Source organism: Ruegeria sp. BC5 (assembly GCF_056539205.1).
Genome location: NZ_JBQFUN010000007.1, coordinates 46,543 through 72,500 on the forward strand (window position 1 = coordinate 46,543; position 25,958 = coordinate 72,500).

The 25,958-nt window shown below is 55.9% G+C and carries 27 protein-coding genes; 16 read left to right on the forward strand and 11 right to left on the reverse strand.

Annotation, left to right across the window (positions count from 1 at the left end):
• The first annotated feature begins 70 nt into the window (after positions 1 to 70).
• Entirely contained in the window at positions 71 to 916 is an 846-nt protein-coding gene (locus ACR0LY_RS15435) for an enoyl-CoA hydratase/isomerase family protein (protein WP_170350810.1), read from the forward strand.
• An 80-nt stretch (positions 917 to 996) separates the two neighbouring features.
• Positions 997 to 1,983 (forward strand): zinc-dependent alcohol dehydrogenase family protein, encoded by a 987-nt coding sequence (locus ACR0LY_RS15440; RefSeq protein ID WP_170350811.1) that lies wholly within the window; start codon positions 997 to 999, stop codon positions 1,981 to 1,983.
• Between the two features lie 158 nt (positions 1,984 to 2,141).
• Here the strand turns inward: ACR0LY_RS15440 and ureG are convergent, their stop codons facing one another.
• The 9 genes from ureG to ACR0LY_RS15485 form a co-directional block, all read right to left on the reverse strand.
• A complete protein-coding gene (gene ureG, locus ACR0LY_RS15445) occupies positions 2,142 to 2,771 on the reverse strand; it encodes an urease accessory protein UreG (protein WP_170350812.1) in 630 nt (209 codons plus the stop codon).
• Entirely contained in the window at positions 2,768 to 3,421 is a 654-nt protein-coding gene (locus tag ACR0LY_RS15450) for an urease accessory protein UreF (protein WP_170350813.1), read from the reverse strand. The genes ureG and ACR0LY_RS15450 overlap by 4 nt, the downstream gene beginning before the upstream one ends.
• Positions 3,405 to 3,857: an urease accessory protein UreE gene (locus ACR0LY_RS15455; protein ID WP_170350814.1), complete on the reverse strand. Its 453-nt coding sequence runs from the start codon at positions 3,855 to 3,857 to the stop codon at positions 3,405 to 3,407. Before ACR0LY_RS15455 ends, ACR0LY_RS15450 begins: the two co-directional genes overlap by 17 nt.
• A gap of 31 nt (positions 3,858 to 3,888) precedes the next feature.
• Positions 3,889 to 4,110 carry a DUF1127 domain-containing protein gene (locus ACR0LY_RS15460; RefSeq protein ID WP_170350815.1) on the reverse strand — a complete coding sequence of 74 codons (222 nt, stop codon included), beginning with the start codon at positions 4,108 to 4,110 and terminating at the stop codon, positions 3,889 to 3,891.
• A 130-nt stretch (positions 4,111 to 4,240) separates the two neighbouring features.
• Positions 4,241 to 6,001 (reverse strand): urease subunit alpha, encoded by a 1,761-nt coding sequence (gene ureC / locus ACR0LY_RS15465; RefSeq protein ID WP_170350816.1) that lies wholly within the window; start codon positions 5,999 to 6,001, stop codon positions 4,241 to 4,243.
• Complete coding sequence (locus tag ACR0LY_RS15470; RefSeq protein ID WP_170350817.1) at positions 5,976 to 6,308, reverse strand: urease subunit beta; 333 nt, start codon at positions 6,306 to 6,308, stop codon at positions 5,976 to 5,978. Before ACR0LY_RS15470 ends, ureC begins: the two co-directional genes overlap by 26 nt.
• Complete coding sequence (locus ACR0LY_RS15475) at positions 6,305 to 6,466, reverse strand: hypothetical protein (protein WP_170350818.1); 162 nt, start codon at positions 6,464 to 6,466, stop codon at positions 6,305 to 6,307. Before ACR0LY_RS15475 ends, ACR0LY_RS15470 begins: the two co-directional genes overlap by 4 nt.
• Before the next feature lie 18 nt (positions 6,467 to 6,484).
• Entirely contained in the window at positions 6,485 to 6,787 is a 303-nt protein-coding gene (locus ACR0LY_RS15480) for an urease subunit gamma (protein WP_170350819.1), read from the reverse strand.
• A 1-nt stretch (position 6,788) separates the two neighbouring features.
• The gene (locus ACR0LY_RS15485) at positions 6,789 to 7,556 is read right to left on the reverse strand and encodes an urease accessory protein UreD (RefSeq protein WP_174820537.1); all 768 of its coding nucleotides are present in this window, start codon (positions 7,554 to 7,556) and stop codon (positions 6,789 to 6,791) included.
• Between the two features lie 444 nt (positions 7,557 to 8,000).
• Between ACR0LY_RS15485 and urtA the strand changes: the two genes are divergently transcribed.
• The 5 genes from urtA to urtE are packed head-to-tail and all read left to right on the forward strand — an operon-like array spanning position 8,001 to position 13,963.
• Positions 8,001 to 9,281, forward strand: coding sequence for an urea ABC transporter substrate-binding protein (urtA, locus tag ACR0LY_RS15490; RefSeq protein ID WP_170350821.1), 1,281 nt, complete (start codon positions 8,001 to 8,003; stop codon positions 9,279 to 9,281).
• Between the two features lie 60 nt (positions 9,282 to 9,341).
• Positions 9,342 to 11,294, forward strand: coding sequence for an urea ABC transporter permease subunit UrtB (urtB, locus tag ACR0LY_RS15495; RefSeq protein WP_170350822.1), 1,953 nt, complete (start codon positions 9,342 to 9,344; stop codon positions 11,292 to 11,294).
• A gap of 3 nt (positions 11,295 to 11,297) precedes the next feature.
• A complete protein-coding gene (gene urtC, locus ACR0LY_RS15500; protein WP_170350823.1) occupies positions 11,298 to 12,527 on the forward strand; it encodes an urea ABC transporter permease subunit UrtC in 1,230 nt (409 codons plus the stop codon).
• Complete coding sequence (gene urtD, locus ACR0LY_RS15505; protein ID WP_170350824.1) at positions 12,524 to 13,264, forward strand: urea ABC transporter ATP-binding protein UrtD; 741 nt, start codon at positions 12,524 to 12,526, stop codon at positions 13,262 to 13,264. Before urtC ends, urtD begins: the two co-directional genes overlap by 4 nt.
• A 3-nt stretch (positions 13,265 to 13,267) precedes the next feature.
• On the forward strand, positions 13,268 to 13,963 hold the full coding sequence (gene urtE / locus ACR0LY_RS15510) for an urea ABC transporter ATP-binding subunit UrtE (RefSeq protein WP_170350825.1): 696 nt from the start codon (positions 13,268 to 13,270) through the stop codon (positions 13,961 to 13,963).
• Positions 13,964 to 13,987: 24 nt separating this feature from the next.
• Here urtE and ACR0LY_RS15515 read toward each other — a convergent pair whose 3' ends face one another.
• Positions 13,988 to 14,866 (reverse strand): LysR substrate-binding domain-containing protein, encoded by an 879-nt coding sequence (locus tag ACR0LY_RS15515; RefSeq protein WP_170350826.1) that lies wholly within the window; start codon positions 14,864 to 14,866, stop codon positions 13,988 to 13,990.
• A 118-nt stretch (positions 14,867 to 14,984) separates the two neighbouring features.
• Here ACR0LY_RS15515 and ACR0LY_RS15520 point away from each other — a divergent pair, with 118 nt between their 5' ends.
• A complete protein-coding gene (locus tag ACR0LY_RS15520) occupies positions 14,985 to 15,734 on the forward strand; it encodes an SDR family oxidoreductase (protein ID WP_170350827.1) in 750 nt (249 codons plus the stop codon).
• A gap of 15 nt (positions 15,735 to 15,749) precedes the next feature.
• Positions 15,750 to 16,139 (forward strand): ectoine synthase, encoded by a 390-nt coding sequence (locus ACR0LY_RS15525; protein ID WP_170350828.1) that lies wholly within the window; start codon positions 15,750 to 15,752, stop codon positions 16,137 to 16,139.
• Between the two features lie 166 nt (positions 16,140 to 16,305).
• Here the strand turns inward: ACR0LY_RS15525 and ACR0LY_RS15530 are convergent, their stop codons facing one another.
• Positions 16,306 to 16,947: a TetR family transcriptional regulator C-terminal domain-containing protein gene (locus ACR0LY_RS15530; protein ID WP_170350829.1), complete on the reverse strand. Its 642-nt coding sequence runs from the start codon at positions 16,945 to 16,947 to the stop codon at positions 16,306 to 16,308.
• Between the two features lie 190 nt (positions 16,948 to 17,137).
• Between ACR0LY_RS15530 and ACR0LY_RS15535 the strand changes: the two genes are divergently transcribed.
• The 7 genes from ACR0LY_RS15535 to ACR0LY_RS15565 all read left to right on the forward strand — a co-directional run bounded on the left by ACR0LY_RS15535 (position 17,138) and on the right by ACR0LY_RS15565 (position 25,942).
• Positions 17,138 to 18,001: an ABC transporter permease gene (locus ACR0LY_RS15535; RefSeq protein ID WP_170350830.1), complete on the forward strand. Its 864-nt coding sequence runs from the start codon at positions 17,138 to 17,140 to the stop codon at positions 17,999 to 18,001.
• The gene (locus ACR0LY_RS15540; RefSeq protein WP_170350831.1) at positions 17,998 to 18,792 is read left to right on the forward strand and encodes an ABC transporter permease; all 795 of its coding nucleotides are present in this window, start codon (positions 17,998 to 18,000) and stop codon (positions 18,790 to 18,792) included. The genes ACR0LY_RS15535 and ACR0LY_RS15540 overlap by 4 nt, the downstream gene beginning before the upstream one ends.
• Positions 18,793 to 18,812: 20 nt before the next feature.
• Positions 18,813 to 19,928, forward strand: a complete 1,116-nt coding sequence (locus tag ACR0LY_RS15545; protein WP_170350832.1) for an ABC transporter ATP-binding protein — start codon at positions 18,813 to 18,815, stop codon at positions 19,926 to 19,928.
• A complete protein-coding gene (locus ACR0LY_RS15550) occupies positions 19,925 to 20,980 on the forward strand; it encodes an ABC transporter substrate-binding protein (protein WP_170350833.1) in 1,056 nt (351 codons plus the stop codon). The genes ACR0LY_RS15545 and ACR0LY_RS15550 overlap by 4 nt, the downstream gene beginning before the upstream one ends.
• Positions 20,981 to 21,073: 93 nt before the next feature.
• Positions 21,074 to 23,140, forward strand: a complete 2,067-nt coding sequence (locus ACR0LY_RS15555) for an oxidoreductase (protein WP_170350834.1) — start codon at positions 21,074 to 21,076, stop codon at positions 23,138 to 23,140.
• 8 nt (positions 23,141 to 23,148) lie between these two features.
• A complete protein-coding gene (locus ACR0LY_RS15560; RefSeq protein ID WP_170350835.1) occupies positions 23,149 to 24,348 on the forward strand; it encodes an aromatic ring-hydroxylating oxygenase subunit alpha in 1,200 nt (399 codons plus the stop codon).
• Positions 24,349 to 24,373: 25 nt separating this feature from the next.
• Complete coding sequence (locus ACR0LY_RS15565) at positions 24,374 to 25,942, forward strand: trimethylamine methyltransferase family protein (RefSeq protein ID WP_170350836.1); 1,569 nt, start codon at positions 24,374 to 24,376, stop codon at positions 25,940 to 25,942.
• Positions 25,943 to 25,958 lie beyond the last annotated feature (16 nt).

Sequence of the window (25,958 nt, forward strand, 5' to 3'; positions counted from 1 at the left end):
ACACACATCCACCTTTACCTCCTATCACCCCTCACGCGCGCCGCGTCGAGGCCCAAGAAAGGACTGCCTGATGAAATACGAAAACTTCCAAACTTTTGAGGTTGCCGTTGAAAAAGGTATCGCCACGGTGACATTCAATTTCGGTTCCGTGAACGTGCAAGGCCAGGAAATGTTGGCCGACCTCAACAGCCTGGCCATGCGGCTAGAGCGCGACCGCGACACCAAAGTAGTGATCTTCCAATCCGCCAACCCAGAAATCTGGGTTTGCCACTACGACACCGATCTTCTCAAAGACATGTCGACCGAAGCGGTATCCCGCGAGGATGCACAGCTGTTGGACCTGCAATCGGTTTGCGAACGGATCAGCAAGGTGCCGCAGGCCACTATTGCCAAGCTGGAAGGGTTCGCACGCGGTGGCGGGCACGAATTGGCACTGGCGCTCGACATGCGTTTTGCCGCGCGGGGAAAGTACAAGTTCATGCAGATGGAGGTCGGTATGGGCATCCTGCCCTGCGGCGGTGGCGCGTCGCGGATGGCACGCCAAACCGGCCTTGGCAAAGCGCTTGAGATCATCCTGAGCGCGCAGGATTATGACGCGGATGATGCAGAGCGTCTGGGCACGATCAACAAGGCTTTGGAGCCGGATGAGATTGGCCCATATGTGACCGCGCTGGCCGAACGGATCGCGCAGTTTCCGGCAGAGTCGATCAACGCCTGCAAGCAGATGGTCTATGAATCCATCGACAAACCCATTCATGAGGCACTGAAGGCCGAAGCCTATTGGCTTTATCAGGCCACCAGCAAAACCCCGGCTGTCAAACGGTTTGCCATCGCGGATGAACAAGGTTTGGAACACGACATCGAAAATCAGCGTAAGTGGGGCGACCTGGTTATGCAGGTGCAAGATATCAACTGAACCCCCATCAAAATAATTACGTCCAGGCGCCCGATATCTCGATGCGCGCCCCAGCGTGGTGCTAGAAAGGGAATTTCCCAATGAAAGCAATGGTTCTGAATACCTATGGACCCGACGCACAGTTTGAGCCCGCAGAAATGCCAGACCCGGTTGCGGCACCCGGACATGTGGTGGTCCAGGTGGCGGCCACCAGCGTCAACACAGTCGACACGATGATCCGAAGCATGGGGGCAGAACTGCCCCTGTCCCCCGCGCTGCCTGCCGTGCTTGGCATGGATTTTGCAGGCACAGTCGTTGCATTGGGCGACGGAGTGACAAACTTCGCCCTAGGTGATGAGGTGTACGGCTGCGCCGGTGGTCTGATGGACATTCCTGGCACTCTGGCCGAGTACATGAACGCAGACGCCCGCCTGATTGCACACAAACCCAAATCGCTGAGTATGCGGGAAGCCGCAGCGCTGCCCCTCGTCGGTATCACCGCCTACGAAGGGTTGACCCGTGCTGGTGTAGGCGATGGGCAGACCGTGCTGGTACAGGGCGGCGCCGGAGGCGTTGGCCATGTCGCAGTGCAAATTGCCCGTCACCTTGGTGCAACCGTGTCCGCAACAGGTCGCGGCGCGGATCAGATGGCTCTGATTGAGGGGTTGAGTGCGCGTCCTTTGGATTTCACAACGCAAAAGGTTGAAGACTACGTGGCTGCGCACACTGATGGCGTGGGCTTTGATGTGGTGTTCGACAGCGTTGGTGGGCCGAACATGACAAACTCGTTCGCAGCGGCCAAGCTCAACGGCCATGTCGCCTCAACCGTTGCGATGGTCGAGATTGATTTGACGCCCGCGCATTTCAAAGGTCTGTCCCTGCACGTCGTCTTCATGCTGATCCCGATGATGCATGATGTCGGGCGGCAAACCCATGGTGACATCCTCAAGACATTAGCGAATCTGGCGGATGCAGGGGGGCTCAAACCTATTGTTGACGAACACAAGTTTGGGTGGGCCGATGTCGGCGCAGCCTATGCGCACCTGACGAGCGGAGCTGCGGTCGGGAAAGTGGTTGTAGAGTTGTAATCCGCACCTGTTGAGTTTGGTGCGCACAGGATGATCGTGCGCACCAATCTTAGGTAGCTTCCGGACAAGCGTGAAAAACACGATTGTCCTTTTGACCCCTTCAATCGATGTCCAACATCGGCTTTGTGTGCCGACAACTTACCATCTTTGCTGGCGATCTAACGCGCTTGCGAAATCCTTAGACCTCCGCCTTTCACAAGGAGGTCCACAATTGCGTCGACCCCTTTTCTGCGACGAAGGGACGAGAACAAAAACGGCCGTCCTTTGCGCATTCTTTGCGCATCACGTTCCATAACTTCTAACGAAGCACCAACATGCGGCGCCAAGTCGGTTTTGTTGATGACCAGAATGTCCGATTTCGTAATCGCCGGCCCGCCTTTGCGTGGAATTTCCTCTCCGGCGGCGACGTCAATCACATAAATTGTTAGGTCTGCGAGTTCCGGACTGAACGTAGCCGATAAATTGTCCCCGCCGCTTTCGATCAGAACCACATCAAGATCGGGATGGCGGTCTTGCATTTCGGCGACCGCAGCCAAATTAATCGAGGCGTCTTCGCGGATCGCTGTGTGTGGGCACCCACCGGTTTCCACGCCAATGATCCTGTCTTGCGGCAGGATCTGCATGCGCATCAGCGCTTCGGCATCCTCCTGCGTGTAAATGTCATTGGTGATAACGCCCACTGAGCAGACATCGCGCAGGGCTTCGGATAACGCTGCGGTCAAAGTGGTCTTTCCGGCGCCCACCGGACCACCGATGCCAACGCGCAGGGGGCCGTTCATACTGCTCATGTTCGGAACATCCTTGAATACTGTGTTTCGTGTTTCATCGACGCGATGTCTGTCAGGAACGCGGTCGAGTTCAAATCATCCAGGCTGGCCTTTTGCGCCGTTTCGGCAATACGGGCGCATAGCGGTGTCAATTCTCGGATCACTTTCTGAGACGCGGTCTGGCCCAACGGCACAAGGCGTGTTGCGCAAGAGGCTAGGTTGCTTGCAAAGGCTTGCAGAAACATCTTTGTCGTCAGTAAAAGGGGAAGGCCTTGCAAACGCGCGGCCTGGCCTAGTGAGACGGGATAGGAGTACTTTCGAAGGTCTAAATCCCAGACATTTCCAGTCACCGTCCCGAATGCCTGTCCTAGGAACTCGGTTTCCATTTTTCTTTCGGAGGACGCGCAAAAGGCCCGTGCAGTAACGTCGATGCCGATAAGTTCATCTTTATCCGGCGCGTTGTATGCCGAAACAACGAACAGAGCGTCGTTCCAACCAGAACCATGTTCCAGCACATCTGAAATCCAGGCTTGGGTGCATCGTGAATCGGTGACGGTCCCTTCGTCAATTGCGGTCTCTAGCCCGTGAGAATAGGCAAAGCCCCCTACAGGGTAAGCGGGCGACAACCATTGCGTCAGCGTCAGGATGTCGGCGTCAGTGGGCGTGGCCATGAGTCCTGCCATGGCCATAGGCCCCGCCTTCGGGGGTGAACGGTTCATGCACTTCCCGCACCGAAGCCCCGATTTTCAAAAGCATGTCTTGGATGACGTGATCGACTTGGATCAGCAGATGATCCTTTTCGATCTGACAAGGCGTGTGGCGGTTGCCGATATGCCAAGCGACGCGCGTCAGATCCGGGGCGGTTATTTCCAGCAACGCTTCGGGTGCAGCTTGTATTTCTACTTCGCGGCCATCATCCAGAACCAAAGCGCCGCCGTGGTTCAACGACGTCGTTTGCGCCAGATCGACAAGAATCTGTTCGCCACTTTCGCAGGTCAGAACCTTGCGGCGCAAAAAACGGTCATCATAGGTCAGTGACAGGGCGTCCGCAGGCTCGCCGTGTAAATGATCAGAATATTGCCGTGCTGTACAAAGGAGGATGGTCATGCCAACGCCCCCTCTGTGGAACGGGCAGCTGTTACCAGATAGAACCCGCGAAAACGTGTTGTACGATACGGTCGCGGGACAGGCCGCGTTTGCGCAGTTCTTCGTCGCTCAGCGATTGCAGGAACTGGATTTGATCGGTGCGCGATCGTGCTTCGGCCAATCGAGCAAGAGCCGAATAGATCGACGAACCAATCGTCGAGAACAGACCGAATACGGAAAAACCGGAATGCGGTTGATTTTCTGTGTGTGCCATTGGGACCCTCGTATGCTTGCGAGACGTTGGTCCTCCCTTGCGTGATAGTATCTGTCATATTGCACTCGCTTAGTAGTGGGCAATTGGTCATGCCCGGGATGCGCTTGCTGCAATGCAGCGAAGTTTTTAATCAGAACATGAAGTATCGCTGTGCCATCGGTAGAACTTCGGCTGGCTGACAGGTTAGCAATTCACCATCCGCGCGGACCTCGTAGGTTTCCGGGTCGACATCGATCTGGGGTGTTGCATTGTTCAGCAACAGATCGCGTTTGCCGATATTCCGCGTGTTGTGCACGGCGACAGTTTGCTTCGCCAAGCCCAGTGAATCACCAATCCCGTCGGTCTGTGCGGCCTCAGAGACAAATGTGATCGCCGAATGCTCGACCGAGCGGCCATAGGCCCCGAACATCGGACGGCTATAGACAGGCTGCGGTGTCGGGATTGAGGCATTGGGATCGCCCATCTGCGCACAGGCAATCGTGCCGCCCAGCAGAACCATTTCGGGTTTCACGCCGAAAAACGCCGGGTTCCACAGCACCAGGTCAGCGCGTTTGCCTTCTTCGATACTGCCGATCTGATGGCTGAGCCCATGGGCGATAGCCGGGTTGATGGTGTATTTCGCGATGTACCGGCGGACGCGCAGGTTGTCGTTGTCCCCGGTTTCCTCGGGCAGCCGGCCCCGTTGTTTCTTCATCTTATCAGCCGTTTGCCATGTACGGATCAGCACCTCGCCCACACGGCCCATGGCCTGACTGTCGGAGGCGATGATGCTGAACCCGCCCATGTCGTGCAGGATATCTTCGGCGGCAATGGTCTCGCGCCGGATGCGGCTTTCGGCAAAGGCCACGTCCTCGGGGATCGATTTGTCGAGATGATGGCAGACCATCAGCATATCCAGATGCTCTTCGACCGTATTCACGGTGAACGGTCGCGTCGGGTTGGTCGAGGACGGCAGAACATGGTTCTCACCGCAGATTTTGATGATATCTGGGGCGTGACCACCACCTGCGCCTTCGGTGTGGAAGGCGTGGATGGTGCGACCTTTCATGGCAGCCACGGTATTCTCGACAAATCCGGATTCGTTCAGCGTATCGGTGTGGATCATCACCTGAACATCCATCGCATCGGCCACTGACAGGCAGCAGTCGATGGCGGCAGGGGTCGTTCCCCAATCTTCGTGCAGTTTCAGCGCGCAGGCCCCTGCCTTGACCTGTTCCTCCAGCGCCGAGGGTAGTGAGGCATTGCCCTTGCCCGCAAAGGCAAGGTTCATCGGAAAGGCATCCGCAGCTTGCAACATCCGACCGATATGCCAAGGGCCGGGGGTGCAAGTGGTCGCCAAAGTACCATGTGCCGGGCCGGTACCACCGCCAAGCATTGTCGTCAGGCCGGAATGCAATGCGTCTTCGATCTGTTGTGGGCAGATAAAGTGGATATGGCTGTCGAACCCGCCCGCCGTCAGGATGCGGCCCTCGCCTGCAATTGCCTCGGTTCCTGGGCCAATGATAATGTCCACGCCAGGCTGCGTATCCGGGTTTCCGGCTTTGCCGATCTTGGCGATACGCCCGTCCTTCAGCCCCACATCCGCTTTGTAAATTCCGGAATGATCTACAATCAGTGCGTTGGTGATGACCGTGTCAACGGCCCCCTCGGCGCGTGTGGCCTGAGATTGGCCCATCCCGTCGCGAATGACTTTGCCACCGCCGAACTTGACCTCTTCTCCATACACATCTTCGCGGTGCCCGGTTTCGCTGAACCGTGCAGCTGTTGCGCGTTCCACGATCAGATCTTTTTCAACCTCTAGGATCAGATCGGTATCCGCCAATCGTACTTTGTCGCCGACCGTTGGGCCGAACATAGAGGCATAATCACCCCGACTGATCTTGCCCGGCATCTTTCAAAGCCCCCATGATGTGCATATTGAAACCGTAGATGTGCCGGCGCCCCTCAAATGGCACCAACATAACTTCGCGAATTTGGCCCGGTTCAAAACGCACAGCGGTGCCTGCGGGGATGTCCAGCCGCATCCCCAAGGCCGCGTAGCGATCAAAATCCAAGGCAGAGTTTGCTTCGGCAAAGTGGTAGTGGCTACCGACCTGAACTGGCCGATCACCAGTATTGGCGACAACAACAAGACGGCTGCTGCGACCGGCGTTGAGCGTCAGTGACCCTTCGGCAGGTATGATCTCACCTGGGATCATTTCGGCAGCTTCAAGATCACGGTGATGGCGATGACGGCGATCAAGGCCAACCCAGCTGCCAACGCGGCGTAATCGCTGCCGTGTGCATGAACATGAGTGTCCGTGTGGGCCATGGCCGGACCAGCCAGAATAAGAGCGGGAAAGAGCATGCGGTTCATTTGTATCTCCTTTGGTAATTAGCGAATGGGGTTGTGGACTGTTACAAGCTTGGTGCCATCCGGGAAGGTGGCTTCGACCTGTACCTCGTGGATCATCTCGGGCACGCCTTCCATGCATTGGCCTCGGGTGATCACTTCCGCCCCGGCTTGCATCATATCGGCGACCGAACGACCATCGCGCGCGCCCTCGACCACGGCATCGGTGATCAGGGCGATAGCCTCGGGGTGGTTCAGCTTGACGCCGCGGGCCAACCGTTTTCGGGCGACCTCGGCTGCCATGGCGACCAGCAGTTTGTCTTTTTCACGAGGGGTCAGGTTCATGTCAGAGCATCCAGCATCGGGGTAACGTGTCTTTGTTCAGTCTGCGCAAAAGCGGCATCAACGCGCTCCGAAGGGCAAAGCTGCTTTTGGCCAGAACACGGATAACCAGCAGGTCGTCCCGGATAAGGGTTGCACCGGCGGTTTCGGGCAGCATTTCGCGAACAGGGTCCAACTGACCTGCGGCGGACCTTGAAGCAAAGACGATCAGCGCCATCGCCCCTGCGCCATTTGCGGTATGCGGCTTGGACATATGCGCGTGCCAATCGCCAGAGAACCGGATTGCATCCAGAAACACCGGCACCCCTTCGCGCCGTATCTCGATCCGATCGTTTAGGCGGATATCGGTCAATGTTTCGCCCATGGCCGCGCGCCCAAAGACCAGCGGCTCTACCATCAGCGTCTCGGCATCCGGGCACAGGTCGATCCTGAGGCGTCGGTCCAAAGTGCAGCCATTGAACAGAATGGTTTCTTGCGGCAACCAGTTCAGCCGGGCGCCTGTCTCGACTGTCAGATGGTTGGTGATCTGGCCGCATTCTTCGGGCTGAGCCTTGTAAGCGCGTTCGCAGGCTTGTGTTGTCAATGTCAGCGCCGTGCCTTCCGTTGCCTTGCCGGAAAACCGGAATGTGTCGCCTCCGGTCACGCCACCTGCTGTGTTCAATAGAACGGCATCAAGATCAGGCGTCGTGGTTCTGGGAAACAGGCACTTAAAGGACCCCGACTGGCGAAACTTGTCCAGAACCGTTCTGTCGCCCAATTTCTTGGTGCTCAAACTGACGGTGCCAGCAGCACGCGGCGGCACCGCACTGTGCGTGGGTAATATGGCTGAAACTTGGGTAATAAGGCACCTTTAGCGCGTGGTTTGGTGCCTCTTGTTTCTCTGTTGAAGGGTCAGAACACTAACTTGCAGTGTCGGAAACTGCTTATTTCCACATCGTGCGTCTAATTTTTAGACAGTGACCTTAGTCTTGGATGAAAAATTGGGCGCTTCTGGCTGATTCCGTAAATTGAGTTAGAGGCAAGTTGCCAATCTTGCTGCAATGCAGAAACCGTATAGGTGCCACCGCGGAGATGACCCGGGGGTGTGTGACGGCTGCGCGAATTGGACCTCGAACACAACCGCCACACGTAAACGCAACAACAGTTGCGGGGATCAGGTAGAAGAGAAACGTGCCTTTGCGCAAGCCCTCTCTCCCGGCCCCGCCAGGAGGATTACATGAAACCGCTCAAATCCACGCTCGCCGGATCGGTTGTCTTTGCGGCCATAGCTACTGCTGCATTGTCGGCCGAAGATACGATCAAGGTCGGAGTGCTGCATTCGCTTTCGGGCACGATGGCAATCTCGGAAACGACGCTGAAAGACACCATGCTCATGCTGATCGATCAGCAAAACGCCAAGGGCGGTCTGTTGGGTAAACAGCTTGAAGCGGTCGTCGTGGACCCCGCATCGGACTGGCCCTTGTTCGCGGAAAAAGCGCGTGAGTTGCTGACTGTTCACGAGGTGGATGTGATCTTTGGCAACTGGACATCGGTCAGTCGCAAGTCGGTTCTGCCGGTGATCGAAGAACTCAACGGTCTTTTGTTTTACCCGGTTCAGTACGAGGGAGAAGAAAGCTCGAAAAACGTGTTCTACACCGGTGCCGCGCCAAACCAACAGGCAATCCCTGCGACCGACTATTTCCTGGATGAACTGGGAGTCGAGAAATTTGCGTTGCTTGGCACCGACTATGTCTATCCCAGAACCACGAACAATATTTTGGAAAGCTATCTGAAGCAGAAGGGGATCGCGGATGACGATATCTTCGTCAATTACACGCCCTTCGGCCATTCCGACTGGTCCAAGATCGTGGCTGACGTGATTGCGCTGGGCGCAGATGGCAAGAAGGTTGGCGTGATCTCGACCATCAATGGTGATGCAAATATCGGCTTTTACAAGGAACTGGCCGCGTCCGGCGTATCGGCGGATGACATCCCGGTTGTGGCCTTCTCGGTCGGGGAAGAGGAATTGTCGGGTCTCGATACCGCCAACCTTGTCGGCCATCTAGCGGCTTGGAACTACTTTCAGTCGGCCGACACCGATGAGAACGCCGAATTCGTTGACACCTGGAAATCCACCATGGGTGACGGGCGCGTGACGAACGATCCGATGGAGGCGCATTACATCGGCTTTAACATGTGGGTGAACGCCGCGACCGCAGCCGGTTCAACCGAAGTCGACGCTGTGCGCGCCGCGATGTACGGGCAGGAATTCCCGAACTTGACCGGTGGTACTGCTGTCATGCTGCCGAACCACCACCTCGCCAAGCCGGTTCTGATTGGCGAGATTCAGGAAGACGGCCAGTTCGACATCATTAGCGAGACAGATGTTGTGCCAGGCGACGCCTGGACCGATTACCTGCCGGAATCGGCGGTCCTGAAATCGGATTGGAAAGATCTTGGTTGCGGTATGTACAACACCGAAACCAAGACGTGCGTTCAGACCCTGTCGAACTACTAATCTGCAAGCAAGGCGGGTGTAATCGCCCGCCTTGCCGCCAAGACACACGGGTTTCACCACATGTTTCGACTATTCCTTGCGAGCCTCGCAATTCTGTTTGCCTGCCTGCCCGCCAACGCGCAAGAGGCTGGCCTGGAGCCGATCTTGCAAAGCCATCAGGAGATCATCGCCAAAAGCTCGCGCAAGACGATCAAACCGGCGATTGATGCGATTACGGCCAGTGGGTTACCACAAGCGCAGGTGATGCTTGAAACATGGGCCGCCAAGGACATGTGGATGCGCAAATCCGATGGTTTGTTCTTTGCGGGAAAAAGGGTTGAAGGGCGGTCATACGAGCTGACCGATTTCGACACAGGCGAGGTAATCGGCACCTACGAGAAATCCGATCTGAAACAATTGAAACCCAACAGCGGCGTCCGCGCCATGATCGGGACCGCTTTGGTGCAGTACCAACTGACCGATCAGGATCGAAAAAGACGCCTGGCCGCTCTGCAATCTATTCAACGTGACCCCGAAGGCGCTCTGCTTGAACCTTTGCGCGCCTCGATCGAGGATGAAACGGATGCAGATTTGAAGGCGCAGAAACAGCGGCTCGAACGATTGCTGACCATTGGGTACGACGCAGACACCACGGCTCGCGTGGCTGCGGTTGAGGAAATGTCAAACGACTTGGGTGTCGACGTGCGCGCGGCGCTGAACCCTTTGGTGGTGACCACACGAATGGTCGCGCCGAATCTGCCGACGGATGAGAATATCGCTGTCGTTCTGGAACCCGGATCAGAGGCCTTGTCGCGGGACGAAGCATATGACTTGCTGGTCGCCAGCAACCTTGCGACTCCGCGTGTGTCTCAGGACGACATCCGCACGGCTTTGTCAGCGAATATCGACCGAGGCCGCGTCGGTGGCGTCCCGGTTGCACAATTGAACAACGAACCCGCTCGCACTCAAGCATATGCCGCCTTGGCTGAAACGGGGGCGGTTTCCGCGTTGGTAACAGAGGCGGATATCGATGACGCGCTGGGCAAACATGTCTTCTTTGAAACCTATCGCGAGGCCTCGCCTGCGGTAACTGCCGCTGCCGAGAAGGCTTTGGATCATATTGAATTCAAGGTCGGGTTGAACCAGACACTCGACCTGTTGCTGGACGCGATCTCACTGGCATCAATCTATTTTCTGGCGGCCATCGGTTTGGCCATCACTTTTGGGGTGATGGGCGTGATCAATATGGCCCATGGCGAATTCATCATGATGGGTGCCTATACGGGCTATGTCGTTCAGCAATTCATCCCCGACCACACGCTGTCGATTATCGTAGCGATCCCGATGGCCTTTGCCGTCACCTTCGCCATGGGTGTCGCGATGGAGCGGTTGGTGATCCGCTGGCTCTATGCCCGCCCGCTCGAGACGCTTCTTGCGACATTCGGCATCTCAATTGCCCTGCAACAACTGGCCAAGAACATTTTTGGCACGCAGGCCCGTCCACTGACAGCGCCGGGTTGGCTGGATGGGGCGTGGGTGCTGAATGATGTGGTTTCGATCAGCTATATCCGCATCGCGATCTTCGTGCTGGCTCTGATCTTTCTGGGGCTGTTCCTGTACATCATGAAACGCACACGGCTGGGTCTTGAGATGCGCGCGGTTACGCAGAACCCACGCATGGCTGGATCAATGGGGATCAATCCCGGGCGGGTGAATATGCTGACCTTTGGCTTGGGTTCCGGCATCGCCGGGATTGCAGGGGTCGCCATTGGCCTTTTTGCCAAGGTCACGTCGGATCTGGGCAGCGACTATATTGTTCAAAGCTTCATGACCGTGGTCGTAGGCGGCGTTGGCAACATCTGGGGGGCACTGGCCGGGGCGGGGATGATCGGCTTCCTGCAAAAAGGGATCGAGTGGATGAACCCCTCGAACACCCTTGCGGCACAAACCTACATGATCGTCTTCATCATTGTTTTCATCCAGTTCCGACCAAGGGGCATCATCGCCCTCAAAGGTCGCGCGGCGGGGGATTGAGACATGGAACGCAGCTTCGTCGCCAAGAACCCGTCCGTGCTGGTCTTTCTGGCCACCCTGTCATTGTTCACATTGGGCGTGACCATCCTGTCCGAAGGGTTCGGGATCGGAGTAATCTCAACCAGTTTCGTCAAGACATTGGGCAAGACCCTATGCCTGTGCCTGATCGCAGTGGCGATGGATCTGGTCTGGGGTTTCACCGGTATCCTGTCGCTGGGCCACTTCGCCTTCTTCGGGCTGGGCGGCTACATGATCGGCATGTGGCTGATGTACGATCGCACCCGCCTGATCGTGGTCGAGTCGTTGTCGCAGGCCGACATCCCGCCAACACCGTCCGAGGTCGTGGACGCCATCGGGACGCAGATTTTCGGCGTCGTCGGATCATCGGAATTCCCGCTGATCTGGGCGTTTTCCCACAGTTTGGTTCTGCAGTTGGCGCTGATCGTGCTAGTGCCCGGTCTTCTTGCGCTGATTTTTGGCTGGTTGGCTTTCCGCAGTCGCGTTACCGGTGTGTACCTGTCGATCCTGACTCAGGCGATGACATTGGCCTTGGCGCTGTATCTGTTCCAAAACGACAGCGGTTTGCGTGGCAACAACGGGCTGTCGGGCTTGCAGAACTTGCCCGGCGTGACCGCCTCGCAGGACGTGGTGTCGATCTGGTTCCTCTGGGCTTCGGCATTGGCGCTGGGACTGGGTTACATGCTGGCGGCGTGGATCGTTTCGGGTAAGTTTGGTTCGGTCATCCGCGGCATCCGCGATAACGAGGCGCGGGTGCGGTTTCTTGGATATTCGGTCGAGGTTTACAAGCTGACCGTCTTCACCCTGACCGCCTGCATAGCCGCCATCGCGGGTGCGCTTTATTACCCGCAGGCAGGCATCATCAACCCCGAGGAGATGGCCCCCATCGCGTCTATCTATCTGGCCGTCTGGGTCGCCATCGGTGGGCGCGGGCGTCTTTATGGTGCCGTGATCGGTGCGGCCTTTGTAAGCCTGCTCAGCACCTGGTTCACCGGCGGGCAAGCGCCCAACACTCCGTTGGGTTTCTACACCGTCAAATGGGTCGACTGGTGGCAGGTGCTGCTGGGCGTCTCGTTCGTGCTGGTCACTCTGTTCGCTCCGCAAGGGATAGGCGGGTTATTCGACTTATGGAGCGACCGGCGACACCCGGATCGCCACGGTGCCAACCTGGGCCCCGATGACGGAGCGTTGCGTGAAAAGGAGGCCATTGAATGAGTACTCTGCTAGAGGTGAGCGGTGTCTCGGTCACTTTTGACGGTTTCCGCGCGATCAATAACTTGTCGTTCCAAATTGGTGATGCCGAATTGCGCGCCGTAATCGGCCCTAACGGTGCAGGCAAGACCACGTTCATGGACATCATCACAGGTAAGACACGACCTGATGAGGGGCGGGTTATCTGGGGAAAGAAGTCCATTTCTTTGTTGGACATGACCGAGGCAAAAATCGCGCAGGCAGGGATCGGGCGGAAGTTTCAGAAACCAACCGTCTTCGAAGATCAGACCGTACAGGATAACCTGCTGATGGCACTTAAAAACAAACGTGGTTGGCTGGGTGTGTTACTTTATCGCCCTTCGGCAAATGATCTGCAGAAAGTCAAAGATCTGGCCGCCGAAATTGGTTTGCATCAGGAACTAAGCCGCAAATCCGGTGAACTGAGCCATGGGCAGAAACAGTGGTTGGAAATTGGCATGCTGCTTGCACAAGACCCACGTCTGCTATTGGTTGACGAACCCGCCGCGGGCATGACACCGCAAGAGCGTGAACACACTACAGACTTGCTTGTTCAGGCTGCAAAAACCCGCGCTGTTGTGGTGGTTGAGCATGACATGGAGTTTGTGCGGCGTCTGAACTGCAAGGTCACGGTTTTGCACGAAGGATCTGTTTTGGCCGAGGGCGGTCTTGATCACGTGACATCTAATCAGGACGTCATCGATGTCTACCTGGGGCGCTAAACAATGCTGAAGCTGACCGATCTGACTTTGCACTATGGGCACTCGCAAATTCTTAACGGGATTTCCATGGAAGCCAGGCAAGGTGAAGTGACCTGCGTCATGGGGACCAACGGTGTCGGGAAAACCAGCCTGATGAAGGCAATCTCGGGCACGCATCCGCGTTCCGGTGGAAAACTGGAGCTTAACGGGGAACAATTGGGTGTCTTACCTGCGCATCGGATGGCCTGGAAAGGTGTGGCCTATGTCCCGCAAGGGCGCGAGATATTCCCTTTGTTGACAGTTCGCGAGAATCTGGAAACTGGGTTCTCTTGCCTGCCTGTCAGTGAGCATTTCGTCCCGGATGAGATATTCGACCTGTTCCCGGTCCTCAAACAGATGCAGAACCGGCGCGGCGGTGACCTTTCCGGCGGCCAGCAGCAACAGCTGGCCATCGCGCGGGCGCTGATCACAAAGCCGAACCTGTTGCTGCTTGACGAGCCAACCGAAGGCATTCAACCGAACATCATCCAACAGATTGGCGAAGTGATCCGGCACCTCAGAACGACAAGTAGAATGGCAATTGTTCTGGTCGAGCAGTATTTCGACTTTGCCTATGACCTTGCTGACAGGCTTGTCGTGTTACGGCGTGGCGAAGTCATGATCAAAGGCACAAGAGATAACCTTACGCGTGATCAGTTGTTGCAGGCCGTATACGTCTAGGGGGAATTTGATGAAACCCGTAGGTCAAATCGACAAAAGCCATTTCTTGAAAATTCTCACCGAGACTCGATCCTGATCGCTGGGTCGACAGACAAAGTAGAGCCCGCGATCTAGTGGAACATGGCTTTCGTCCAGACGGATCAGACGACCAAATTCCAAGTCTCTCGCCGCCAAGAGGTGTCTTGCCAATGCCACGCCCTGTCCGTCAATCGCGGCCTCCAAAAGCACAGCACTATCCACGTATTTGATGCTCTGCGAGTTGATCTGATCCGCGTTCAGACCAACTTGCGCGGCCCAGCTTTCCCAGCCGATGTTGAAGGCATCGTGCAACAATGGAAGATCGGTGATGTCAGTGGCACGCATTGGCAGCTGTGTATTCTCGACAAGCGATGGCGCGGCCACGACGACCAGCTCCTCTTGTCTTATTTGCTCGTGATAAAGCCCGTCCCAACCCGGTTCTCCAAATCGCAGGGCTACATCAACCTCGGACGTATCGAAATCGGCAAAGGCATCATTTGTGTCCAGTAATAGCGCGATACCCGGATGTTCTTGTTGAAACGAACTTAGTAACGGCACAAGCCATTTGAGTGCCAATGATGTGGATAAAGACACTGTAATCGACTGGCGGTGATGTAATCGCTTCACCTCCATCACGCCCAACTGCAATGCAGAAAATGCCCCGCGTGTTGATTGGTGCAGGCGTTCGCCGGCTTTGGTCAATTCAACGCCGTTGGGGCGGCGATGAAAGAGTGTCACCCCAAGGTGCAGTTCCAGCAACTTTATTTGTCGGCTGATCGCTCCGTGGGTGACGTTCAGCACACCCGCTGCCTTGGTCAGGCTGGAATGGGTTGCAGTTTCGTCAAACGCCTGAAGGGCACGAAGGTGTCTGAGATTTTCCATCATGTGAGAAAATCTAACAGTAACGTGCTAAAAATTCGATAGATGCGCCTAAATGTAAGAAGTTAGACTGATTTAAACACAAAAAATCTCATACTTTGCTTGCCTAAAGAAGGGAATTCCCATGCCCGAATCCAAAGTCGCGCTGATGACAGGTACAGGCCAAGGCATTGGCCGGGGCTGTGCGGTCGAAATGGCAAAAGCAGGCTACAAGGTCTCGCTGATGTCCCCGTCGAACCGCTCGGTCGAACTGGCCGAGGAGCTTGGGGGCATCGGCCGCCGCGGTTCTGTGCTGGATGTCGATGATCTGCAAGCAATGATCGACGACACCATGAGCGAATATGGGCGGATTGATGCAATCGTCAGCAACATGGGCCACGGCGGAACGGTGCCCGAAGCCATCAAAACGGTGGGATTCGACCCCGACTTTGACGGACCGCTTTTGGAGCTGAGCGATGAGTTGTGGCACGAAAGTCTGGACATGTATGTGCTGAACGTCGTCAAGATTGCTCGTATCGTCACGCCTATCTTGATTGAACAAGGCGGGGGCGCTTTCGTAAATATTTCGTCCATGAACACAATCGAACCACGTGCGCCCTATCCCATGAGCATGCTGCGCGGCGCTTTGCACAGTTTCTCAAAGCTCTATGGGGATCGCTATGCACGTTACAATATTCGAATGAATAACCTGCTGCCCGGCTTCTGCGAGAACGTAAACCTGTCCGAACGGGCCCGCCGTGAAATTCCCGCTCAGCGGTCAGCAACTTTTGAAGAGATTGGACAGGCTTGTGTCTTTCTTTCCAGCGAGGGAGCCCGGTATATTAACGGTCAGAGTATATTGTCCGACGGCGGGATGAACCGCGCGGTTCGGTAGCAACGAGGCAGAAATATGATTGTTAGGGCACTCAATGAAATCCTAGGTACAGATCGGGATGTTTCCGGTCCGGGTTGGAACAGCAGACGACTGTTGCTGGCATCTGATGGCATGGGGTTTTCGCTTACGGATACGATCATCAAAAAGGGTGAAATGCTTGAGCTTGAATACACCCATCATCTAGAGGCGTGTTACTGTATCGAAGGCAAAGGGCAGATAAAGACCTCAGGCGATGAAACCTGGCATTCGCTTGAGCCATTTACTCTTTATGCATTGGATCAACATGACCGGCACCTCGTTCGCGCAACAGACGCTGATTTGCGGCTTGTCTGCGTCTTCAATCCGCCACTCAGCGGGCGCGAAGTGCATCGCAAAGACGGAAGCTATGCGCCGACTGAATCCTGATGAGGGCAGGGACGAACCACCGAAGGACGCCTATTGCTGTAGGCAATCTTATGTATGGAAACCTGGCGCGTTCAGTCAGTCTTGTGACTGCAACACAAGAAGGAAAGCGCAAACCTTGTCGGGTACCCCAAGCTGAAGTGGCCAGACAGGCACTGTGTCGCAAGCTTCATTGATATAACCGGGCGCCACTAAGGTCGAAATGTTTGGGGAACATTGCCCTCAGGAACCGAAAGACAATTCGCATTGCTTCGTCGCGATCAAAGGAATCCGGGTGAAGCAGGTAGTCAGTCCACATGCCTTCCAACATGGCGAGCGTGCCGTGAGTGGCGTCGCGCGCAACTTGATTTGGGTGTTCGATTTCAGTCTCTTTCGCTATGCGGGCGAACGCGTTGAAGATCAGTTTCCGAAGCTTTGCATCGCGGGTATCTGAAAACGCAGCGATTGCCGCTCTGTTCCTGGCCTCACCTCGAAACGCGTACCATATTGCGACGTTTTTCTTATTGAGAATGGCTTCGCTCAAGTCACCCCGAACGATCATCTCAATATGTTCCTGGCCTGTTTGTCCGGTCGTTTCCAGCATGGCATAAATGCCATTGTAATATTGCTCGGACGAATAGCGCGCAGCTTCGTCGACAAGGTTGTCCTTACCCCCGAAATGAAGGTGAATCATGCCGCGGGATAAATCGGCGCGTTGAATGATTTCGCTGACCGACGTCTCGGAAATCCCCTTTTCTGCGACCGAGTCGAGTACCGCCTCGATCAGTGATAGGCGGTTTCGTTCTCGAATTTCTTGTCGTCTTCCAGTCATCTGATCAGGTGGTTTTGTTTGTTTTCAGTCTCTTGCGGGTCCTTCTAATGGCCTTTGGGAAATTGGCCAGCCCCGGTTGTGAAAATATCAGTTGACACAGCTAGCCCTAAAATTCCAGATTTAAATGGACGATTGTCCATTTTGTGATCGATATTGTCGCGCCACCGAAAGCAAAGTTCAGCAGGGAAGCATGGCTGGAGTCATACGAAGTGAAATGGGCAAGGGCCTGGCACTGAGCGCGCCTGCGACGCTCTATGTCGGTCTGCTTGTGGCCGTGCCCCTGTGCATTCTTGTCGCCTACAGCTTTTGGACCCAGACCTATGTCGAGATTGACCGCACGCTGACATGGGCGAATTACCAAGAGGCGTTCACCGATCCGTTGGTCCGGCATCTTATGATCCGATCGGTTGCGATAGCGGGGGCGGTGACGCTGGCAACAGTCGGTCTGGCCTATCCGATTGCCTACTTCATCGCATTTCGGACGCAGAAAAAGACCCTCTGGCTATTGCTGATCACCATTCCCTTCTGGAGCAGCTACCTGCTGCGGGTGTTCAGTTGGAAACTGATCCTAGGCTTTAATGGGGTGATGAATTCGGCCCTTATTTCGCTGGGGTTGATACAGGAACCACTGACCTTCCTGCTCTACAATGAATTCGCCGTTGTCCTTACACTTGCACATGCATGGGCGCCATTTGCGATCCTGCCGATTTACGTGTCGCTGCAAAAGATCGACCGCAGCTTGTTAGAGGCCGCAACCGACCTTGGGTGCAGCAAGCTGGAACGGTTTGTGCGCGTGACTTTGCCTCTGACTGTGCCAGGGATCATCGCCGCCTGCTTGATCATCTTCATCCCCACGGTGGGCGACTACGTCACGCCGGCCCTGGTCGGTGGCTCGCAGGGGAAAATGGTGGCTAATTTGATTCAGGTGCAGTTTGGCGCGGCCAATAATTGGCCCTTGGGTGCAACCCTGTCTCTGCTTGCCATGCTTTCGGTCGGCTGCGTTGCAATCCTGTTCGTGGTGGTCGTCACCGCTCTGGGGCGGAGGATCAGATGACCAAGGCCATTCGTATCCCATGGTTGCTTGTTTACGCGATCGCCTACCTGGTGTTTCTCTACCTGCCGGTTCTGCTTTTGCCGTTGTTTTCGTTCAATGACGGAACCATCGTGGCCTTCCCGTTAAAGGGTTTTACGCTGAAATGGTACGCGCAGTTGGGTCAGCAGGACACGCTGCTTCAAGCGATGGTGAACTCGCTGATCGTTGGCAGCGTGACTGCCTTGATGGCGACGTCTCTGGGCCTTTTCGCTGCGCGCGCCTATGTCCGGTACCGGTTCAAAGGGCGGGAATTCTCCGAAGGTCTGGTCATGCTCCCGCTGGTCGTTCCCGGCATTATCGTTGCCAGTTCCATGCTGGTGCTGTTCATCAGCGTCGGACTGAAGCCATCGCTGACTACAGTGATCCTTGGCCATGTATTCGTGGCTTTGCCCTTTGCCGTGTCGATCATGAAATCCGCCTTTGACGATTTCGACCAGTCGTTGGAAGAGGCCGCGTTTGATCTGGGCGAAAGCGTTGTGGGAACCTTTCGGCGTGTCACCCTACCAATCGTTGCACCGGGCATCATCGCCAGTCTTTTGGTCACGTTCACCGTGTCATTCGACGAGTTTGTTCTGGCCTTCTTCCTGTCCGGCAACAGCCCGACATTGCCGGTCTATATCTGGAGCCAGATCCGCTTTCCGGCAAAGCTGCCTAATACACTGGCGCTGGGGTCGCTGCTTTTGCTGTCCTCGGTTCTGCTGCTGTTGATTGCCGAATATTTCCGCCGCCGTTCCATCCAATCCTCAGATTGAAACCTAAGGAAACCAACCTGATGAGCGAACAGAACATCATCGAAATACAGGGCGTCGAAAAACGCTTTGGTTCCTTTGTGGCCGTGTCCGACCTGAACCTGACCTTGAAAGAGGGCGAGTTCTTTTCGCTGCTTGGGCCTTCGGGCTGCGGAAAGACAACGGCCTTGCGCATCATCGCGGGGTTTCAGGATCACGAAGAGGGCGAGATCCGGATTGACGGACGGACGATGGGCGAGGTGCCTGCCAACAAGCGGCCCACCAACATGGTGTTCCAAAGTTATGCGATCTTTCCGCACCTGAATGTGGGTGACAATGTCGGGTTCGGCTTGCGAAAGACAAAGCTATCCCGAAATGAAATCAAGGAACGCGTTGCCGAGGCGCTTGAGATGGTGGAACTCGGCGGCTTGCAGGATCGCAAGGCCAATGAGTTGTCAGGTGGGCAACGGCAGCGTGTGGCGCTTGCCCGCGCATTGGTCATGCGGCCCAAGGTGTTGCTGCTGGATGAACCATTATCCGCGCTGGACAAAAACCTGCGCGAAGCGATGCAATTGGAAATGCGCCGCCTGCAGCAAAAGCTTGGCATTACCTTCGTCATGGTCACGCATGACCAGTATGAGGCGATGACCATGTCCGACCGGATCGGGGTCATGTTTGCTGGGCAGCTCAAGCAAGTCGACAAGCCCGAGGTTCTGTATTCCCAACCTTGCAACCGAGAAGTGGCCTCTTTCATCGGCGGGATGAACTTTCTGAATGCCGAAGTGACTGCTGAGAACGCCGACACGCTGGACGTGAATGTTCAAGGGTTTGGCTCGATGACTATCGGGGTGAACCCCAACGTTCAGGTGCATGACATGGATCTATTGGTCGGCGTTCGCCCCGAGCAATTGGAGATCAGCGCGGAAAAACCGGATGGGTACGACGCGCGTGTTCAGGGCAAGGTGTCGGACGTCGCCTTCTATGGCGAAAGCGTCCACTATTATGTGCGCGTCGACGGGTTGCCGGAAAGCATCGCCGTTGCAGTGCCAAACTACTTTCACACAGTTGATCACAGCCGCGACGATACCGTCTGGCTTGGGGTTCAAAGCGCCTCGGTGATCGACTTGGGCAAACGTGAATCTTTGGGAGGAGAGAAATGAATAAAACAGCATCACTTACGGCAGCAGTGGTTGCCACCTTCACGGCAAGCCAAGCATTGGCCGACGCGGCTGATCTGACCGTTTTCGACTGGTCCGGATATGAGGATCAGGGATTCTTTGGTGATTACGTCGAAAAATACGGCGGGCCGCCCAGCTACACTTATTTCGGCAGCGTGGAAGAGGCTTTCACCAAGCTTCAATCCGGGTTTGAGGCCGATCTGGCCCATCCGTGTACGGACGCCCTGAGAAAATGGGTGGCAGCGGATATGATCAAGCCGATTGACACCAGCAAGCTGGAAAACTGGGACAAACTGATGCCCAAGATCAAAGAGGTCGATGGTATCACGATCGACGGGCAGACCTATATGGTACCCTTCGAATGGGGGAACACTGGCCTGATCTACCGCACCGACATGATTTCGGCTGATGATGTTTCGCTGCAATTGTTGTTAGACCCGGCCTATCAGGGCAAGGTTGCCGTTCCGGATGCAGCCTCCAGCGCGTTCGCCATGGCTGCACTGGCAACTGGTGCCTCAAGCTATTCCGATATGAGCGAAGAGGAGTTCCAGAAGGCGGCGGATTACCTGCGGGCAATTCATCCCAATGTACGTTTCTACTGGTCTGATGCAGGTCAACTGGATCAAGCCATTGCCAGTGGTGAGGTGACCCTGGGTTGGGGCTGGAACCAATCGGAGTTGAACCTGATTTGGAACGAAACACCGGCAGTCATGATGCGTGATGTGGACAAAGGCATCGCCACCTGGGTCTGCGGTTATGTGCATCTGAAGTCTGCCAAACAGTCCGATGAACAGGTCTACGACATGCTCAACGCGCTCAGCTCGGCCGCCAGCGGTAAGTATATCATCGAAAGCTGGGGTTATGCCCATGCCAATGAAGACTCATTTGCGCAAGCTGATCCAGAGTTGATTGAGACCTACGGGTTCTCGGACGTGGACAGCTTCTTTGAGGGCAGCCTGTTCTTCGACGCGGTCAATCCTGAGATTGAAGCGAAGATGTTGAAGGAGTTCGAGCGCATCAAAGCGGGCTTTTAGAACCATCTAACTACACAACTGGGATTGGCGGTGCCTTAGAAAGCCCGCCGATCCCACAGAACCATTTCCAAATTTTCTGGAGGAAGCGCGACAATGTCAGGCGCTGACGGATATTCTGTTCTCTTTGAACCGGTTCAGATCGGGCCTGTATCGGCCCGAAACCGGTTCTATCAGGTGCCCCACTGCAATGGTATGGGATATCTGCGACCGCAGGCCGAAGCTGCCATGCGGGCAATGAAGGCCGAGGGTGGTTGGGCCGTAGTGTCCAATCAGGAGACGGAAATTCATCCCACTTCAGATTTGTCCCCATATGCGGAAAACCGACTATGGGACGAACGGGATATTCCAGCGCTGCGCCTGATGACCGATGCAGTTCATGCCAAGGGTTCGTTGGCGGCCATTGAATTGGCACATAACGGCCACCATGCGCAGAACCACCTGAGCCGCGCGCCTTTGCTAGGCCCGTCAGAACTTGCCTTGCAAACAGCGTATCCCAAACAGGCTCGGGCGATGGATAAGTCGGACATTCGCGAGTTTCGCAAGTGGCACCGCGCGGCGGCGCGGCGGTCGCGCGAGGCGGGCTTTGACATCGTGTATGTTTATGCCGGTCATCACATGACCCTGCCGCATCATTTTCTGCTGCCTCAGTTCAATGACCGAACGGATGAATACGGAGGCTCGTTGGAGAACCGGGTGCGCTTAACCCGAGAGCTTCTGGAAGAAACCAGAGAAGAGGTCGGGGATGAGTGTGCTATCGCCTTGCGTTTCGCAGTTGATGAAATGCTGGGATCAGACGGGATGCAGGCGCAGGAAGAAGGCCGTGCCGTAGTCGAATTGCTGGCAGACCTGCCAGACCTATGGGACGTCAACGTCGCGGACTGGAGCAATGACTCGGCGACGACACGTTTTGAGCCCCGCGACGGTTTTCAAACCTCATACATTGAATTCGTCAAACAGGTGACGTCCAAGCCTGTTGTGGGTGTCGGGCGTTTCACGTCTCCGGACTTGATGGTGTCACTTGTCAGGAAAGGTATCCTTGATTTCATCGGCGCAGCGCGACCATCCATTGCCGACCCGTTTCTTCCCAACAAAATAAAGGAAGGTCGGATCGAGGAAATTCGCGAGTGTATTGGCTGCAATATCTGTGTGTCCTCCGACGCGCTGGGCGTTCCTATCCGATGTACTCAAAACCCGACGATGGGGGAGGAGTGGCGCCGGAAATGGCATCCTGAAATCATAGAGAGCCGAGGAAAAGAAGAAGCCGCGCTTGTTGTCGGCAGCGGTCCCGCCGGGCTTGAATGCGCCATGCAATTGGCGCGTCGGGGCTATGACGTAACCTTGGCCGAAGCCAAGCAAGAGCTTGGGGGGCGCGTGTTGCAGGAATCCGGTCTGGCCGGGCTATCCGCATGGAGGCGCGTGACAGATCACAGGATCTATGACTTGCAGCAACGCGGGAACGTGCAACTGTTCACCGACAGTTCCTTGTCAGCAAGCGAGGTTATCGAGTTGGGCATTCCGAATGTCTTTCTGGCAACTGGCGCGTCATGGCGGCGAGACGGTCGCGGGAAGTCTGCGTTCCGGGGCGTATCGATAGAGGTAGGTTCACAAGTATTCACTCCGGACGACATCATGTCAGGGGTAATGCCGGGGGATGGCCCGATTATGGTCTACGATGATGATCAGGCCTATCTCGGTGGTGTGTTGGCGGATCATCTGGCGCAGGCCGGGCGAGAGGTCGTCTTTGTAACCCCGGCCTCGATGGTTTCACCTTTCACTGAATTGACCTTGGAACAGGTCAAAGTGCAACGCGGCTTGTTGGAAAAAGGTGTTCGGCTGGTGTTGTCCCAGACCCTGGTCGAAATCACGCCCGGAATGGCGAAAGTTCAATGCGCCTATACCGGACGCGAACAAAGCGTCGAGTGCGCATCAGTTGTTTTGGTCACGCAGCGCGCGCGAGAGACTGCCCTTTATGAGGAACTGCGAAATTTGCCCGACAAGCCACTGACAAGTCTGGAACTGATCGGTGATGCGGCAAACCCCGGTTTGATCGCTGACGCTGTATATTCGGGCCACATGGCAGCCAGGAATTTTGAACGCGACGCGGGCGACATCGACCGTGAATTTTTCCGTCGGGAAATCGTTTCCCTTGAATCTGCATGAGGTGCGCTATGCCAAAAGATGACTTGCAAGTAATGCGCGACTTGATGGAAGCGCAGCGGGAAGGGTTCGCCTTGCCGCGCCATTTCTATACGTCTCAGGCAGTATACGAAAACGATATCAGCACGTTCTGGAATCGCAACTGGATCTGGGTCGGACATATCAGCCAGATTGCCGAGCCGGGCGACTATTTCCTGTTCGACTACGGACCTGAATCCATCATCATCGTTCGGGATCGCGAGGGTGAGGTGCGCGCGCATCAAAATGTTTGCCGCCACCGGGGATCGCGCGTTTGCATTGAACAGAAAGGCAAGGCGCGAAACTTCATCTGTCCCTATCACGCGTGGACCTTTGACCTGAACGGTAAGCTCAGAAACGGGCGGTCAATGGGGGCGGATTTTGACCCGGGCCAGTACGGTTTGTTTCCGGTTCAGGTAAAGATATTTCAGGGTCTGATTTTTGTTTGCCCGTCCGAAGACGCGCCGCCGCTGGACGCCGCTTTGGATAGGCTGGCCCCGCTGTCAAAGCCGTTCGGTTTTGAGAATCTGAAGATTGCCCATGAGGCCTCATACCCGGTTCCGGCGAACTGGAAGCTTGCTCTGGAGAATTACTTGGAATGTTATCACTGCGCGCCATCTCATCAGGACTATTCGCGCAGTCATTCCTTGAAAGATCCGGCCCAGGTTCTTGAATTCAGCGGGGCCCTGCACGAGCGGATGAAAGAAGCCGGGGTTCCCCTCGAGGAGCTTGATCTGACTGGAGAAAACGCAGTCGCACCGGGCGCAGATGTCTATTGGCGGCGTTACCCACTGTTCCCCGGCTACTTGACCGGCAGCAAGGATGGCGCGCCCTTGGCGCCGCCATTGGGTGAGCTGAAATCCCAAGACGGCGGGGCCACCGATCTGGGGATCGGTACGCTAAACTATTTCCTCGTTTATGCCGATCACGTGGTCGGGTATCGGTTCGTGCCGCGTGCTCTGCAAGACACCGATATTCAGATCGTCTGGTACGTACGCGGCGACGCCGAAGAGGGGCGCGACTATGACAAGGATACCCTGACATGGCTGTGGCATGTCACGTCGCTCGATGACGAACGGATCATCCGGCACAATCAGGAAGGCGTGAACTCGCACCATTTCGTCCCCGGGCCATTGTCCGAGATGGAATGGAGCATTTCGGGCTTCTATCGCAACTACTTCAGCATGATCTGAGACGCGCAAAATTCGGAGAAAGAACATGACAGAGCTAACGCAGCGCAGATCAAGACGGCGCGGGGGCGGGCGTGAGGCACGCGCAGCCGTGCGAACCAGCAACGCAGCCTCGCAAGCAATCTGGCCGGGTATTTCGGGTGGGCGATACAAGCCCCTGTCAGACGCGGACATGTCGCGCATTCACGAGGCCGCGCTTAGCATTCTGGAACGCACAGGCGTGGGGGACCCAACGCAGGAAGTTCTCGATCTTGTGGTGCCAAAAGGGGCGACATTGAACGCGCACGGCAGGTTGTGCTTTCCTCGCGCCTTGATGGAAGATCTGTTGGCCAAAGCCGCCAGTGAATTCTTTGTCCATGCACGCGGATCGCGGGCCGGTAAGGACGACATGCACTGCACCAAGGACAAGGTGTATTACGCAAATTCCGGCACGGCGGTGACAACCTTTGATGCCGAGACTCGCAGTTACAGGCCATCAACGCTTAAGGATATTTACGACTTCACCCGCTTGGTCGACCGGCTCGATAATATTCACATGACCGGTGACACGGTTTTGGCGACGGATGTGCCACAGGATTATGAGCATGACATGAGCATGCTCTACGCCATTCTGGCAGGCAGCGAAAAACCTTCCTGCCTGACCTTCAGAACCCGCGAGCACATTCAGGATGCGATCCATCTGTTCGATCTGGCATCGGGTGGCGAGGGCAAGTTCCTTGAAAAGCCCTCGGTCATCTTTGGAGGCTGTCCCATCGTATCCCCGCTTAGGTTCGGGCGCGAAAATCTGGAGATCTTGATCGATACGGCGAAGATGGGGCTGGTGTGCGATCTTGCCGTTCCCCCACAGGCCGGGGCGACTTCGCCGGCGCCTTTGGCAGGAACCTTAGCGCAAGCGGTTGCTGAGACCTTGTCTTGCGTCGCTATTGCGAACCTCATCAATCCGGGCACTCCGGTCGTTTTTGCAGCTTGGCCTTTCATCACCGACTTGCGTACTGGGTCCTTTACTGGCGGCAGTGGCGAACAGGCGTTAATTTCAGCTGCGGCCATCCAGATGGGCAATTTCTATAACCTGCCGACCAGTGTTGGGTGTGGTATGACGGATTCTAAAATCCCGGATGCGCAATACGGTTTGGAAAAGGCACTGACCTTTGCTTTGGCGGCGCATGCCGGTGCCAACAGGCTCTGCGAATTTGGCGGTATGCTTGGCAGTCTGATGGGCTGCAGCTTTGAGTCTATGGTCATCGACAACGAGGCTGCGGGCATGATCTCGCGAACGCTGCGCGGGATCGAGGTGAGCGACGACACGCTTTCGGTCGACGTTATCCATGAATGCGCAATTGATCCGGGTCATTTCCTTGGTAACGCGCAGACCCTGCAATATATGGAGACGGAATATGTCTACCCGACCCTGCTGGATCGGGAACTGACCGATACTTGGGAAAAGGCAGGTCGACAGGACATGTTTGAGCGGAGTCGGTCGGTGGTCAACGACATCCTATCCAATCACTATCCGAACTACTTTGGCAGCAAGGCTGATGCAGAGGTGCGGGCCAAGTTTCCGATTAAATTACCGCCTGAGGCGATGCAGGCGGGTTGAGGACAGCGGAAGGCGA

Bases quoted from the DNA above. Each gene is read 5' to 3' on its own strand.
- ACR0LY_RS15525 (WP_170350828.1), top strand. From the start codon at position 15,750: ATGATTGTTAGGGCACTCAATGAAATCCTAGGTACAGATCGGGATGTT.
- ACR0LY_RS15565 (WP_170350836.1), top strand. From the start codon at position 24,374: ATGACAGAGCTAACGCAGCGCAGATCAAGACGGCGCGGGGGCGGGCGT.
- ACR0LY_RS15470 (WP_170350817.1), bottom strand. From the start codon at position 6,308: ATGATCCCAGGTGAGATCATACCTGCCGAAGGGTCACTGACGCTCAAC.
- ACR0LY_RS15450 (WP_170350813.1), bottom strand. From the start codon at position 3,421: ATGGCCACGCCCACTGACGCCGACATCCTGACGCTGACGCAATGGTTG.
- ACR0LY_RS15545 (WP_170350832.1), top strand. From the start codon at position 18,813: ATGAGCGAACAGAACATCATCGAAATACAGGGCGTCGAAAAACGCTTT.
- ACR0LY_RS15535 (WP_170350830.1), top strand. From the start codon at position 17,138: ATGGCTGGAGTCATACGAAGTGAAATGGGCAAGGGCCTGGCACTGAGC.
- ureC (WP_170350816.1), bottom strand. From the start codon at position 6,001: ATGCCGGGCAAGATCAGTCGGGGTGATTATGCCTCTATGTTCGGCCCA.
- ACR0LY_RS15540 (WP_170350831.1), top strand. From the start codon at position 17,998: ATGACCAAGGCCATTCGTATCCCATGGTTGCTTGTTTACGCGATCGCC.
- ACR0LY_RS15555 (WP_170350834.1), top strand. From the start codon at position 21,074: ATGTCAGGCGCTGACGGATATTCTGTTCTCTTTGAACCGGTTCAGATC.
- ACR0LY_RS15460 (WP_170350815.1), bottom strand. From the start codon at position 4,110: ATGGCACACACAGAAAATCAACCGCATTCCGGTTTTTCCGTATTCGGT.
- ACR0LY_RS15560 (WP_170350835.1), top strand. From the start codon at position 23,149: ATGCCAAAAGATGACTTGCAAGTAATGCGCGACTTGATGGAAGCGCAG.
- ACR0LY_RS15520 (WP_170350827.1), top strand. From the start codon at position 14,985: ATGCCCGAATCCAAAGTCGCGCTGATGACAGGTACAGGCCAAGGCATT.
- urtA (WP_170350821.1), top strand. From the start codon at position 8,001: ATGAAACCGCTCAAATCCACGCTCGCCGGATCGGTTGTCTTTGCGGCC.
- ACR0LY_RS15530 (WP_170350829.1), bottom strand. From the start codon at position 16,947: ATGACTGGAAGACGACAAGAAATTCGAGAACGAAACCGCCTATCACTG.
- ACR0LY_RS15550 (WP_170350833.1), top strand. From the start codon at position 19,925: ATGAATAAAACAGCATCACTTACGGCAGCAGTGGTTGCCACCTTCACG.
- ACR0LY_RS15440 (WP_170350811.1), top strand. From the start codon at position 997: ATGAAAGCAATGGTTCTGAATACCTATGGACCCGACGCACAGTTTGAG.
- urtD (WP_170350824.1), top strand. From the start codon at position 12,524: ATGAGTACTCTGCTAGAGGTGAGCGGTGTCTCGGTCACTTTTGACGGT.
- ACR0LY_RS15435 (WP_170350810.1), top strand. From the start codon at position 71: ATGAAATACGAAAACTTCCAAACTTTTGAGGTTGCCGTTGAAAAAGGT.
- ACR0LY_RS15455 (WP_170350814.1), bottom strand. From the start codon at position 3,857: ATGACCATCCTCCTTTGTACAGCACGGCAATATTCTGATCATTTACAC.
- urtC (WP_170350823.1), top strand. From the start codon at position 11,298: ATGGAACGCAGCTTCGTCGCCAAGAACCCGTCCGTGCTGGTCTTTCTG.
- urtB (WP_170350822.1), top strand. From the start codon at position 9,342: ATGTTTCGACTATTCCTTGCGAGCCTCGCAATTCTGTTTGCCTGCCTG.
- ACR0LY_RS15480 (WP_170350819.1), bottom strand. From the start codon at position 6,787: ATGAACCTGACCCCTCGTGAAAAAGACAAACTGCTGGTCGCCATGGCA.
- urtE (WP_170350825.1), top strand. From the start codon at position 13,268: ATGCTGAAGCTGACCGATCTGACTTTGCACTATGGGCACTCGCAAATT.
- ACR0LY_RS15515 (WP_170350826.1), bottom strand. From the start codon at position 14,866: ATGATGGAAAATCTCAGACACCTTCGTGCCCTTCAGGCGTTTGACGAA.
- ureG (WP_170350812.1), bottom strand. From the start codon at position 2,771: ATGAGCAGTATGAACGGCCCCCTGCGCGTTGGCATCGGTGGTCCGGTG.
- ACR0LY_RS15475 (WP_170350818.1), bottom strand. From the start codon at position 6,466: ATGAACCGCATGCTCTTTCCCGCTCTTATTCTGGCTGGTCCGGCCATG.